At 71.2% G+C, this 12,778-nt stretch carries 8 protein-coding genes, 1 tRNA gene and 1 pseudogene; 4 read left to right on the forward strand and 6 right to left on the reverse strand.

The genetic code is table 11. From position 1 onward, the window contains the following. Nucleotides 1-323 (forward strand): annotated as a pseudogene (locus RIF89_RS05580) (coenzyme A pyrophosphatase); the annotation flags it as partial. Between the two features lie 105 nt (nt 324-428). On the opposite strand, the gene RIF89_RS05585 reads toward RIF89_RS05580, so the two are convergent. From RIF89_RS05585 to RIF89_RS05595, 3 genes are all read right to left on the reverse strand, one after another. After that, nucleotides 429-1,598: an RtcB family protein gene (locus RIF89_RS05585; protein WP_309068152.1), complete on the reverse strand. Its 1,170-nt coding sequence runs from the start codon at nt 1,596-1,598 to the stop codon at nt 429-431. A 320-nt stretch (nt 1,599-1,918) separates the two neighbouring features. After that, entirely contained in the window at nt 1,919-3,610 is a 1,692-nt protein-coding gene (locus RIF89_RS05590) for a hypothetical protein (RefSeq protein ID WP_309068153.1), read from the reverse strand. Continuing rightward, the gene (locus RIF89_RS05595; RefSeq protein WP_309068154.1) at nt 3,595-4,377 is read right to left on the reverse strand and encodes an ABC transporter ATP-binding protein; all 783 of its coding nucleotides are present in this window, start codon (nt 4,375-4,377) and stop codon (nt 3,595-3,597) included. The genes RIF89_RS05590 and RIF89_RS05595 overlap by 16 nt, the downstream gene beginning before the upstream one ends. A 123-nt stretch (nt 4,378-4,500) precedes the next feature. Here RIF89_RS05595 and RIF89_RS05600 point away from each other — a divergent pair, with 123 nt between their 5' ends. Then, nucleotides 4,501-6,339, forward strand: a complete 1,839-nt coding sequence (locus RIF89_RS05600; RefSeq protein ID WP_309068155.1) for a response regulator — start codon at nt 4,501-4,503, stop codon at nt 6,337-6,339. A 128-nt stretch (nt 6,340-6,467) separates the two neighbouring features. Here the strand turns inward: RIF89_RS05600 and aceB are convergent, their stop codons facing one another. Further along, nucleotides 6,468-8,129 carry a malate synthase A gene (gene aceB, locus RIF89_RS05605; RefSeq protein ID WP_309068156.1) on the reverse strand — a complete coding sequence of 554 codons (1,662 nt, stop codon included), beginning with the start codon at nt 8,127-8,129 and terminating at the stop codon, nt 6,468-6,470. Between the two features lie 45 nt (nt 8,130-8,174). Further along, the gene (gene aceA, locus RIF89_RS05610; protein WP_309068157.1) at nt 8,175-9,476 is read right to left on the reverse strand and encodes an isocitrate lyase; all 1,302 of its coding nucleotides are present in this window, start codon (nt 9,474-9,476) and stop codon (nt 8,175-8,177) included. 145 nt (nt 9,477-9,621) lie between these two features. Here aceA and RIF89_RS05615 point away from each other — a divergent pair, with 145 nt between their 5' ends. Together RIF89_RS05615 and RIF89_RS05620 are read left to right on the forward strand one after the other, a co-directional pair. Continuing rightward, a complete protein-coding gene (locus tag RIF89_RS05615) occupies nt 9,622-11,070 on the forward strand; it encodes a helix-turn-helix domain-containing protein (RefSeq protein ID WP_309068158.1) in 1,449 nt (482 codons plus the stop codon). A 62-nt stretch (nt 11,071-11,132) separates the two neighbouring features. Next, nucleotides 11,133-11,221 (forward strand) — tRNA-Ser (locus RIF89_RS05620). 195 nt (nt 11,222-11,416) lie between these two features. Here RIF89_RS05620 and RIF89_RS05625 read toward each other — a convergent pair. Further along, nucleotides 11,417-12,778 (reverse strand): transglutaminase domain-containing protein (locus tag RIF89_RS05625; RefSeq protein WP_309068159.1); only part of this gene is annotated, 1,362 nt, incomplete at its 5' end.

Below are 12,778 nucleotides of genomic sequence, written 5' to 3' on the forward strand. Positions count from 1 at the left end.
CCCTGCCGGAGGTGCCGCTCGCGTTCTCACGACACCTCGTGACGCCCGTGCTCGGGTGGTGGCGCGAACCGTCGCCCGTGCGGGTCGTCGACGTGGGGGAGTCATCCGCCGTCTTCCGCGCGCCCGTCGCCGACCTGCTGGATCCGGCGTATCGCGGCGTGACGGTCATCCGGCGCGATGGACGCGAGTGGCGCGGCCCCGCGTTCACGGTCGGCGAGCACCTCGTGTGGGGCTTCACGGCGATGCTGCTCGACGCGCTGTTCGACCGGCTCGGCTGGGCCGAGCCGTGGGACGAGACGAAGGTGATACCGCTTCCTGCGTGAGTCGGCACAGCGGGCGGGGAGGCTGCGCCGTTTCGACTCGGTCGCTGCACTCCCTCGCTCAGCGAACAGCCGGTTCGGTGAGCGAGGGAGCGTGTTGCGAGCGCGTCAGTCGCCCTTCACGTTGACGAGCTGGCGCAGCGTGTGCCGGATCGAGACGAGGTCGGCCGCATCGGCCATGACCTGATCGATCGGCTTGTACGCCGCGGGGATCTCGTCGAGGAACGCGTCCGTGTCGCGGTACTCGATGCCGGCCATCGCCTCGCGCAGCTGCGCGTGCGTGAACATGCGCCGCGCGGCGGACCGCGAGTGCTCGCGCCCCGCGCCATGCGGAGACGAGTTCAGCGACAGCTCGTTGCCGAGCCCCTCGACGACGTATGACGCGGTGCCCATCGAGCCGGGGATCAGGCCCGCTCGACCGGCATCGGCCTGGATCGCGCCCTTCCGCGACACCCACACCTCGCGCCCTGCGTGCGTCTCCTTCTCGGTGAAGTTGTGGTGGCAGTTGATCCGCTCGTGCTCGACCACCTGCTCGCCGAGGAACTCCCCGAGCTGCCGCGCGACGCGATCCATCATCTCCTCCCGGTTCAGCAGCGCGAAGTGCTGCGCCCAGCGCAGCTCCCGGATGTACCGGTCGAACTCGGCGGTGCCCTCCGTGAGGTAGGCGAGATCGCGGTTCGGCAGTTCGATCCGCTCGCGCTTCGCGACATCCTGCGCGACCGCGATGTGGCGCGTGGCGATCTTGTTGCCGACGCCCCGCGATCCGGAGTGCAGGAACATCCAGACACGGTCAGCCTCGTCGACGGACACCTCGATGAAGTGGTTCCCGGATCCGAGCGACCCCAGCTGCAGACGCCAGTGACCGGCGTACGTCGCCGGATCGAACCCGGCGCGGTCGGCGAGCTGCTCGAGCTCGGCGACCCGCGGCGCGGCGGTGGCGACGACCTTGCGGTTGTCGCGCCCGGCGGACAGCGGGATCGCGCGCTCGATCGCCTCGCGCAGCGGCTTGAGGTCGCGGCCGGCGAGGTGCTCGCGGGTGAACTGGGTGCGCACGGCGATCATGCCGCAGCCGATGTCGACCCCGACGGCCGCGGGCATGATCGCGCCGAGCGTGGGGATCACCGACCCGACCGTCGCGCCCTTGCCCAGGTGGGCGTCGGGCATGAGGGCCAGGTGCGGGTGGATGAACGGCATCTGCGACGAGACGCGCGCCTGCTCGAGCGTGAGCTCGTCCAGGAGCGACGCCCACGACAGCAGGTGCTTCGAGAGCCTCTCCATGATTCCTTTCCTTGTGGGGGAGAGCGGCGGGTCCGGATCCGGGTGCTCGCTTCCGTGCCGATGCTGTGTGCAGCTGTGCGGAAAGGAAAACGCCCCGGACCTGTGCGGTGCGGGGCGTGAGGTCAGCGGGATGCTGCCTAGACGACCGGCGCCGGAGGGCACGACTCTTCACGGTTCAGGAAGTTCCCCTGAACCGGCGTGGGCTGCGGGTATGCGCTCACGGTCGTCCTCTCGGCCTGCCTCTTCGTTCCGCGCCGGGCGGCACGGACTTGCCACCGTAGCGGCGACACGCCCGGGATGTCAACGGCGCGGCACCGCGGTCAGCCGCGCGCCCGTGCCAGGCGCTTGTCGCGCTCGCTCTGCTTCTGCGCGGCGTACTGGATCTCGCCCTTGAGCGTCGAATCGGCGATCCGGTCGAGCAGCGTCGTGCCCTCGTCGCGGAAGACGCGTGCGTACCGGATGCGGCTGAACACATCGGTCAGCCGGCGGTCCAGGTAGCCGATCGCGATCCGCCCCAGGAGCCCGGCGGCGGCGAAGGCGTTCAGGACGCCCACGATGGACGTCGCCAGCAGCAGCGGCCACGTCGGCTCGGTCGCCGCCCACAGGATCATCCCGATCGTCGGCGCCATTCCGATCCCCGTCAGGATCAGCGCGATCCAGATGTGGATGCTGACATTGCCGTTCGCATCGTTGGGACCGACCCGGCGTCGCGGATCCACACCCGGCGACACCCCGATGGCCGACGTGATCAGCGCCGCGCCCGTGGCCGCGCCGATCGTCGCCGGCAGGGCCGCCACGATGTACGGTACCGCCCACCACGCCTGGCTCAGCAGCACGAACACGATCGACACGATCACCGCACGCGGCAGGATCACCAGCGCGAGCGCCCACTGTCGTCCGCGCACATCGGCGCGCACCGAACTGTCATGCTCGCCGACGACCTGCTGCCATACGGCCGAGCCGTCCTGGCCATACAGGTTCAGACCCGCGAGAGCGCCCATCAACGCGACGACGAGTCCCGCGAACGGGGCGGCCGGCGCGGTGTACCCACCCAGCAGGCAGAAGATGCCGATGGTCGCGCCCGTCCACAGCGCCGTGCTCGATTCGAGCGCGCGCCACGGGTCGCGGCGCCACTGCCGCAGCTCCTTCATGGCCACGGCACCGGCCGGCGTCTTCGGCAGCAGGCCCCCGCCGGCGACCAGACCGGGCGAGCGGACCCTACCGTGACGGCGGCGCGTGCGCTGCTCACTCGGCACGAGCAGCGGGATGGTCGCCACGATCAGCACCGCATCGAGCAGCAGGAGCGCGCCGAGCAGCAGCGCCGCCCCGCCGATGTCGCCGTTCGCGGCCGCCTCGACCGCCAGCACCGGCCACGACGTCGGAAGCGCGTCGAGCACCGACGTGATGGGCCCTGCCGGCAGGCCCTCCGAGAGGAGCCGGGAGACGGACTGGAACGCGACGGTGACGACGATCCAGCCCGCGAACATCGCGGCCAGCAGGATGCCCCACTGCACGCCTGCGATCTCGATGCCGAGCCGGGACTTCATCGCCGCGCCGAGCAGCCCGTACACCAGGCGCGACAGCACGATGACGAGCACCCATGCCAGCACGCCGCCGATCACCGCGATCGGCACCACGATCGGCGCGAGTACCGCCGCATGCCACGCCGGTGCGAGCATCGCCAGCAGCACGAACGCCGAGGCGACCCCGACGAACACGGAGACCAGCAGCCCGCGCCCGAGCGCGAGCCGGGACACCGGCAGCAGGGAGAAGAAGTCCGCGCGCACGACGCCCGCGCCGCTCATCAGCACCGGGCCGACCATGCCGCCCACGAGCCACAGGGCGAGCACGAGGGTCAGCACCGAATGCCGCACTTCGTGCGTGGCGGCAAGGGCCGCGGCTGCCCACGTCGCCGCGACGAGCACGCCGCCGATCAGCCATCCTGCACGGCGCAGGCCGGCCGAGCTGTTGCGCAGCATGGCGAACTTGAGAGAGATCAGCCCCCGATCCACGACAGCTCCTCCTCGTCGATCTCGGGCGCGCCGACCAGTTCGACGAACCGGTCCTCGAGGCTGTTGCCTGCGCGCACCTCGTCGAGCGTTCCCTGTGCGAGCACGTGACCCTGCGCGACGATCGCGACCCGGTCGCACAGCTGCTCGACGAGCGCCATCACATGACTGGAGATGACGACGGAACCGCCCGTCTCGGTGAAGCGACGCAGGATGCGGGTCAGCACGCGTGCGCTGACGGGATCGACCGCCTCATACGGCTCGTCGAGCACGAGCACTCGCGGTGTGTGGAGCAGCGCGGTCGCCAGGCCGATCTTCTTGCGCATGCCAGTGGAGTACTCGCCGACCAGAGTGCCGAGGCTCTCGGCCTCGTCGAGCTCGAGGATGCGAAGCAGCTCGGACGTGCGTAAGGCGACGACCTGGGGGTCCATCTTCCGGAAGCGTCCCCAGTACGTCAGCAGCTCCCCGCCCGTCAGTCTCTCCGGCAGCGCCAGCCCGTCTGGCAGCACACCCAGCCGGCGCTTCGCCTCGACGGGGTCGCTCCAGACGTCGAGTCCCTGCACATACGCGGTGCCGGCGCTGGGACGGAGCAGGCCGACGGCCATCGACAGCGCGGTGGTCTTTCCCGCACCGTTCGGCCCGACGACGCCGTAGAACGATCCTGCGGGAACGGAGAGATCGATGTCGGCGACAGCGACCTTGTCGCCGAACTCGCGGCGCAACCCGCGCAACTCGAGGGCGGGGGTCGAGTGAGTGGAGGTATCGGTCATGGCCCCATCACAGCCCGCGACGGCGACGGCCGCGACGGCCGATCGACCAGAGCCGCCGTCCGATCGGCCAGGATCCGCCTCTCTGTGCTCGCGGAGCGGGTGAGCGCTCGTAGCATCGGAATCATGTCGAGCAGGCTGCGCGCGACCCTGGGGCGGCTGTCGCCCGCCGCGGGACGCACGCGGGGCGAGTGGGCGAGTGACATCGCCTTCACGGCGCTCGCGGCGCTGATGTGGGCGATCGCGCCGCTCGGCAATCCGCAGGTGCCGACGGCATGGTGGCCCTGGGATTTCGCCCTCGGCATCGTGGCGACGGCGCTCATCTGGTGGACCCGGCGTCGACCTCTGCTCGTCGGCGCGCTCGCGATCATCCCCGGCACGCTCGCGGCCTCCGCCATGATCGGCACGCTCGTCGCGGTCGGCCGGATGGGACTGCTCGCTCCGATCCTGCCGTCGACGCTCCTGGTCCTGGTGCACATCCTCGTCGCGCTCCCGTACCATGCCGTGCTGCCGATCCCGGGGATGCCCTGGGTCGTGTGGCTGATCATCATCCCGCTGATGTACGCGCTGTCGTTCTGCATCGGCCTGCTCGGGCGAGCGCGGCGCCAGGTGATCATCGGGCTGCGCGAATCGGCCGAACGCGATCGGGAGCGGTACGAGCAGCGGCTCGCGACCGTGCGGCGTGACGAGCGGGAGCGGATCGCGCGGGAGATGCACGACGTGCTCGCCCACCGCATCTCCCTGCTCTCGATGCACGCCGGCGCCCTCGCCTACCGTGCCGGATCGGGCAACCCGCCTTCTCCGGCCGAGCTTGCCGACGCGACCGGGGTGATCCGCCAGAGCGCCGAGGCCGCTGTGGAGGACCTCCGCGAGCTGCTGGGACTGCTGCGCAGCGAGGGCGAACTCGGGACGGGGTCACCGCAACCACGGCTCGACGACCTGGACGCGCTGCTGGCCGAGTCGGTCGCGGCGGGCCAGCGCGTGCGGTGCGAGATCGACGTCCGTGCCGAGAAGCTGCGCGACACCACGCAGCGCACGGCCTTCCGGGTGGTGCAGGAATTGCTCACCAATGCCCGCAAACATGCCCCCGCGGCGACAGTGACGCTGCGGCTGACGCAGCATCGCGACCGGCTCGTGATCGTCGCGACGAACCCGGTGCCGCCCGGCATCACGTGGCTCGACGTCTCCCGCGGCGCGGGAAGCGGTCTGGTCGGGCTCGCCGAACGCGTGCGCCTCGACGGCGTACGTTCGGGACCGAGGTGGCCGACGGCGAGTTCCGCGCCGTTGCGGAGCTGTTCCGAAGGGGGCGTCGCGATGACCGCTGACGTGACGGTCGCAGTGGTCGACGACGATCCGCTCGTCCGTGCCGGGCTGCGGATGCTCCTGGCGGGTGACGAGCGCATCCGGATCGTGGCGGAGGCGGGAGACGGCGTCGACCTCCTCGAGATGGTCGAGAGGGAGCACCCGGATGTCGTGCTGCTCGACGTGCGGATGCCGCGCCTCGACGGGATCTCGGCGCTTCGCAGCATGCGCCGGCGTGCCGGGCCGCACCCGGCGGTGATCATGCTCACCACGTTCGACGCCGAGCCGGTCGTGCTGGACGCGCTTGCCGCCGGGGCCTCGGGCTTCCTGCTGAAGCACACGCCTCCCGAGCGGATCGTCGCGGCGATCCACCAGGCCGCCTCCGGCGAGGCGACCGTGTCGCCAGAGGTGCTCAGGCAGCTCATCGACCGCGTCGCGGATGCCGCGCCCGGCCCGCGCGTGGATCCGCTCGCGAACCTGACAGATCGCGAGCGCGATGTCGCGCTCGCGGTGGCCGACGGACTCGGAAACGGCGAGATCGCCGGGCGCCTGCACGTGTCCGTCGGGAGCGTCAAGGCCTACATCTCGAGTGCCCTGGCCAAGCTGGCCCTCGACAATCGGGTGCAGCTCGCGATCGCCGCCCACGAGTCGCGGCGGGCATGAGCGGCGAGTGAGAGAGACGCCGGAGCGGCGCCGACAAGCCACCTCGCCTGAAGGGGGGCGGCTCGAGGAGGGGCGCCCCGCTGCAGCAAAGCGGGGCGCCCCACGGCGGCGGATCGCGCCGCCCGGATTCAGGCGGTCTCGACGAGATGCTCGGCGTAGGCGCGCGTGGTGAGGAAGGGGCGGAAGCCCTCCGACAGCGCGACGTCGCGGAACACCTCAGCCGCCTCATCGAACCGGTCGCCGTCGTGGCGACCGACCTCGGCCAGCACTCGGTCGACCAGCGACGACACGTGCTCGCGCGTGATGAGCGTGCCCTCCTCGGTCGACTTCTCCTGCCGGATCCACTGCCAGATCTGCGAACGCGAGATCTCGGCCGTAGCGACGTCCTCCATGAGGCCGTCGATCGCCACCGCGCCCTGGCCGCGCAGCCACGCCTCGATGTAACGCAGCCCGACCGACACGTTGGCGTGCACGCCCGCGTCGGTGATCGGACGGCCGATCCACAGGTTCAGCAGGTGCCGCTCGAACACCTGCACGTCGTCGCGCCGGCGGTCGAGCTGGTTCGGCCGCGATCCGAGCACGGCATCGAACTCCGCGCGCGCGACCGCGATGAGGTCGGGGTGCGCCACCCACGTGCCGTCGAAGCCGTCCGCGGCCTCGCGCCGCTTGTCGGCCGCCACCTGCTCGAGGGCCCGCGCGTTGGCCTCCGGATCGCGCCGGTTCGGGATGAACGCGCTCATGCCGCCGATCGCGTGCGCCCCGCGCCTGTGGCACGTCTTGACGAGCAGCTCGGTGTAGGCCCGCATGAAATCCACCGTCATGGTCACCTGGTTGCGATCCGGCATCACGAAGCGCGAGCCGCGGCCGCGGTACGTCTTGATGATCGAGAAGATGTAGTCCCAGCGTCCCGCATTAAGGCCCGCGCAGTGGTCACGCAGCTCGTACAGGATCTCCTCCATCTCGAACGCGGCCGGCAGCGTCTCGATCAGCACGGTCGCGCGGATCGTGCCGTGCGGCATCCCGAGGTAGTGCTCGGTGAACGTGAAGACCTGATCCCACAGGCGGGCCTCCTCCGCCGACTCGAGCTTCGGCAGGTAGAAGTACGGCCCGCGCCCCTGCCCGATCAGCGCCTGCGCGTTGTGGAACGCGTACAGCCCGAAGTCGACGAGCGATCCGGACGCCGCCATCGTGCGCTTGTACTGGTCCGTGAAGTGCATGTGGTGCTCCTCCAGGTGCCAGCCCCGCGGGCGCATCACGATCGTCGGCGTGCGCTCCGCGGTGACCTCGTAGCGCTTGCCCTCCGGCGACGTGAACGTCAGCTGCCCGCGGATCGCGTCGTACAGCGACAGCTGGCCGCCGATCACGTTGCGCCACGTCGGGCTCGTGGCGTCCTCCTGGTCGGCGAGCCACACGCGCGCCCCCGAGTTCAGCGCGTTGATCGTCATCCGCGGATCCGTCGGGCCCGTGATCTCGACGCGACGGTCCTCGAGCCCCGGGCCTGCGCCCGCGACGCGCCATGAGGCGTCCGCGCGGATGCGGGCGGTGTCCTCGCGGAACCCCGGGTCGCGGCCGTTGCCGATCTCGTAGCCATGGCGCATCCGGTCGGCGAGCCGGTCGTAGCGCGCCCCGGCGAACAGCTCGTGCAGCTGCGCGACGAAGGCGAGCGCGTCGCCGGTCAGGATCTCCTCGAACCGGTCGAGCAGCGGCCCGACGACCGTGAGGGTCGGCGCGATGCGCTGAGGCTCCTGACGGATCGCGCGGGGCGGGGGAGCGATGTCGGTGATGGTCATGATGTCCTCCAGATGAAAGTCGTCGGTATCCGGGCCTGGTGGGCCTCAGTGGAACTGGGCCGTCTCGGTGGAGCCGGCGAGAGCGAGAGTGGCGCTCGTGGGGTTGAGCGCGGTCGACACGTGGTCGAAGTAGCCCGTGCCGACCTCCCGCTGGTGCTTCGTGGCGGTGTAGCCCTCGGCCTCGGCCGCGAACTCGGCGTCCTGCAGCTCGACGTACGCGGTCATGCCCGTCTCGGCGTAGGAGCGGGCGAGCTGGTACATCGAGTGGTTCAGGGCGTGGAAGCCGGCCAGCGTGATGAACTGGAACCGGTAGCCGAGCGCGCCGAGCTCGTCCTGGAAGGACGCGATCTGCGCGTCGGTCAGGGCGCGGTGCCAGTTGAAGCTCGGCGAGCAGTTGTAGGCGAGCATCTTGCCCGGGAACTCGGCGTGCACCGCGGCGGCGAACTCGCGCGCGAGCTCGATGTCGGGGGTGCCGGTCTCGACCCACAGCAGGTCCGCGTACGGCGCGTAGGCGAGGCCGCGCGAGATGACCGGCTCGATGCCGTTGCGCACGCGGTAGAACCCCTCGCTTGTGCGCTCGCCCGTGAGGAACGCGCGATCGCGCTCATCCACGTCACTTGTGAGCAGGTCGGCCGCGAGGGCGTCGGTGCGGGCGATCTGGACGGTCGGGACGCCCGCGACATCCGCCGCCAGGCGCGCCGCGTTCAGCGTGCGGATGTGCTGCTGGGTCGGCACGAGGACCTTGCCGCCCAGGTGGCCGCACTTCTTCTCGCTCGCGAGCTGATCCTCCCAGTGGATGCCCGCGGCGCCCGCCTGGATCATCGAGTGCGCCAGCTCGTACGCGTTCAGCGGTCCGCCGAAGCCGGCCTCCGCGTCGGCGACGATCGGCGCGAGCCAGTCACGCCCGCGCGAGCCCTCGGCCGTCTCGAGCTGGTCCTGACGCAGCAGCGCGTTGTTGATGCGGCGCACGACGGCAGGCACGGAGTTGGCCGGGTACAGCGACTGGTCGGGGTAGGTCTGGCCCGACAGGTTCGCGTCGGCGGCGACCTGCCAGCCCGACAGATAGATCGCCTTCAGGCCCGCCCGCACCTGCTGCACGGCCTGGTTGCCCGTCAGGGCGCCGAGCGCGCGGATGAACGCGTCGCCTCCGCCCCGGTGAGCCGTCAGGCGCTCCCACAGCACCTCCGCGCCGCGGTGCGCGAGCGTCGCCTCCTCGCGGACACTGCCGCGCAGCCGGATGACGTCCTCGGCCGTGTAGTCGCGGCGGACGCCGTTCCAGCGGGGGTCGGCGCGCCACTCGAGGCGGAGGTCGTCGGCGGTCTGGATCTGGTCTCCCGGATAGCTCATCTTCGTGCTCCTCGGTTCGGATCCCTGGCGGGACGTCTGGCTGTTGGATCCACCATGTGCGAAGGATCAAGGGTTCGAACCGGATCGGCGAACAGAAGTTCTCGGCTCTTTCTGCGGAGCGGATCTCTGTGGCAGGATCTGCGGCATGCAGCTCGACGAAGAACTGGATGAGGCCGACGCGCTCGCGATCGGACGACGGATCCGCCGCCTCCGCGCAGAGCACGGCATGACGCTCGAGGCGCTCGCCGCCCAGGTCGGCCGCGCCCCCAGCCAGCTGTCCATGATCGAGAACGGCCGGCGCGAGCCACGGCTGTCGATGCTGCGGACGATCGCGAAGGCTCTCGGCACGACGATGGACGCGCTCCTGCAGGCCGAGCCGCTCGATGAGCGGGCGGAACTCGAGATCGGGGTCGAGCGCGCGCTGCGCGGCGCCCGCCTGCAGGCGCTCGGGATCAGCCCGTTCCGGATCCCGAAGTCCACTCCCGACGACGTGCTGCGCACCATCCTGCGGCTGTCGGGCGAGATCGACCGGCTGCACGACGAGCGGGCGGCGACCCCTGAGCAGGCCCGCCGCGCGAACGTCGAGCTGCGGCGCCTGATGCGCACGCAGGACAATCACTTCCCCGAGCTCGAGAGGGCCGCGCACGAGCTGCTGCGCGCGGTCGGACATCCGGGCGGCCCGCTCACGCAGCGCGCGACCAGCGATATCGCGTCCCACCTGGGCTTTACGATCCACCATGTGCCCGACCTGCCGCAGACCACGCGCAGCGTGCTCGACCTGCGCAACGGTCGGCTGTATCTGTCGGATCGCCACCGCGGCGACCCCCGCAGCGCGGTGCTGCAGGCCCTCACGGCGCGCGTGCTGGGGCACGCCGAGCCGACGGACTACGCCGCGTTCCTGCGTCAGCGCGTCGAGCAGAACTACCTCGCCGGCGCCCTGCTGATGCCCGAGCGGCACGCGGTCGAGGTGCTGCAGGACGCCAAGAAGCGCAAGGCCATCTCGATCGAGGACCTGCGGGACACGTACTCGGTGTCGTACGAGACCGCCGCCCACAGGTTCACGAACCTCGCGACGCGGCATCTGGGCATCCGGGTGCACTTCCTGAAGGTGCACGAATCGGGGACGATCACGAAGGCGTACGAGAACGACGACGTGAACTTCCCCGCGGATCCGCTCGGCGCGATCGAGGGGCAGATGTGCTGCCGCCGCTGGACGAGCCGGGTGGTGTTCACGGAGGAGGACCGCTTCAACCCGTACTACCAGTACACCGACACGGGCAACGGCACGTACTGGTGCACGGCGCGCGTCGAGCACTCGGCGCAGGGCGCCCACTCGGTGAGCGTGGGGGTGCGCTTCGAGGACACCAAGTGGTTCGTGGGCCGCGACACCCCGCACCGCGGCCTGTCCCGCCACGCGGTCGAGGTGTGCTGCCGCCGGCCGCCCGAGCAGCTCGAGCAGACCTGGCGCGACGGCGCGTGGCCGCACGTCAGCACGCCGCGCACGCTGCTCGCCACGCTGCCGACCGGTGCGTTCCCCGGAGTCGACACGACCGAGGTGTACGAGTTCCTCGAGCGCAACGCGCCCGTCGCGTGAGACCGGTCCCGGCTGACGCGGCCGAAGGGACGGGTCGGTCTCGCGTGATAAAGTCGCCCTTTGGAAGCGTGTCCGAGCGGCCGAAGGAGCATGGCTGGAATCCATGTAGGCGGGGTAACTCGTCTCGCAGGTTCAAATCCTGTCGCTTCCGCTCCGTGAAGAAGCCCCGCACCTGGTGCGGGGCTTCTTCCGTTCGCGGGTGCTGATTCCTCCCGGCAGCGTCTGGCCGTCTCGACTCGTCGCTGCGCTCCTCGCCCGACCAGCGGCAGCGAGAACGGCTCGGTCGTCTCATCGCCTGCTCGTCGAGCGAGCGAGGCGCGTCGAAACGGCACGGACGAGCCGGCGGTCAGAGCTCCGTGACGCGCGGGCGGACGACGAGCGAGCGCGGCAGCAGCGAGGCCCGCAGCCGCTCGCGTCCCGCGGGAAGCAGCGCACGGCGCGCCTGCGCGAGAGCGCGGGCGAGATCCGGCCCCGCCGATCCGGACGTCCCGGCGCCCGCGCCCGGCGCGAAGCTCGCCCGCTCGATGGCCGCCACGAGCGGGGAGAGGGCCGCGGACGGCACCCCGTAGTCGCGCGTCAGGTGCGCCGCGAACACGCGCGGAGACTCGCTCTCGTCGACAGCAAGGCCGCCGTCGATCACGAGATCCTGCAGCTCGCGCCAGGCCGCGCCCGCCTCGCCCCGGCGCGCGGCGGCGAGCCGCACCCGCCAGCGCGCGGCTCGCATGACCGCCGGCACGGCCAGCACGAGCAGCGCTCCCGCGGCGATCGCGAGACCGCGCAGCAGCCCAGCGGGGTTGAAAACGGCGCCGGTGGGGGCGCTCGCGTCGCCCGTGTCGCGCTCGAGGTCGCGGGATGCGGTCGGCACCGGCGTCGGTGCCTGCGACGCATCCGGCCCGGTCGTCGGCGCGGCGCCCGGCGCGACCTCCGAGCGCAGTGAGGTGGGCGATCCGAGGCCGACGGTCGGGTCGAACGGCACCCAGCCGATGCCGTCCAGGTAGGTCTCGGGCCACGCGTGCAGCTGTGAGCCGAGCACCGTGTACACGTCCTGGTCGTCGACCTCGTCTCCGGTCGCGGTGCCGGGCAGGTACCCGACCACCACGCGCGCCGGGATGCCGATCGAGCGCGCCATGACCGCGAAGGTCGACGCGAAGTGCGTGCAGTACCCGCTGCGCACCTCGAGGAACCGCTGGATGGCGTCCATGCCGGATCCGTCGAAGCCCTCCTCGACCGGCGCATCGAGCGAATACGTGAAGCCGCCACTGCTGCGGAACCACGACTGCATCGCGATCAGCGCGTCGTAGGCGTTCGTCGCATCGCCGATCACCTCGCGCGTCTGCGCGCGGATGGCCGCCGCGGGGCCCACGTCCGGCAGCGCCAGCGCGTTGAACGCGTACTCCCTGCCGTCGCCCGGGTGGGAGAGGAAGTCCTGGAGTCCGCCCTCGACGCGCGGCATCACGTCGCGGGCCTGCTCGCGGGTCGTCTGCGGCTCCTGCGACACCACGACGTACCGCTGTCCGAGCGCGCTCGTGGTGTCGCTCGTGACGGTGCGGTTCAGATCGTTCGCGGTCCACCGCCCGACCAGGCCGGTGACCTCGGTCGCGGGATACGGCACGGGCAGGTACTCGCCTGTCAGGCGGGTGATCTCGACCGTCGTGGTGCGCTCGATGACGGGGATGCCGCCCCCGATCGGATCGAAGTCGAGGGTGCC

Source organism: Microbacterium sp., from assembly GCF_031178525.1.
Lineage (GTDB): Bacteria > Actinomycetota > Actinomycetes > Actinomycetales > Microbacteriaceae > Microbacterium.

Excerpts from the sequence above, each read along its gene's own strand:
- aceB (WP_309068156.1), bottom strand. The coding sequence starts at position 8,129 with ATGACCATCACCGACATCGCTCCCCCGCCCCGCGCGATCCGTCAGGAG.
- RIF89_RS05595 (WP_309068154.1), bottom strand. The coding sequence starts at position 4,377 with ATGACCGATACCTCCACTCACTCGACCCCCGCCCTCGAGTTGCGCGGG.
- RIF89_RS05585 (WP_309068152.1), bottom strand. The coding sequence starts at position 1,598 with ATGGAGAGGCTCTCGAAGCACCTGCTGTCGTGGGCGTCGCTCCTGGAC.
- RIF89_RS05600 (WP_309068155.1), top strand. The coding sequence starts at position 4,501 with ATGTCGAGCAGGCTGCGCGCGACCCTGGGGCGGCTGTCGCCCGCCGCG.
- aceA (WP_309068157.1), bottom strand. The coding sequence starts at position 9,476 with ATGAGCTATCCGGGAGACCAGATCCAGACCGCCGACGACCTCCGCCTC.
- RIF89_RS05615 (WP_309068158.1), top strand. The coding sequence starts at position 9,622 with ATGCAGCTCGACGAAGAACTGGATGAGGCCGACGCGCTCGCGATCGGA.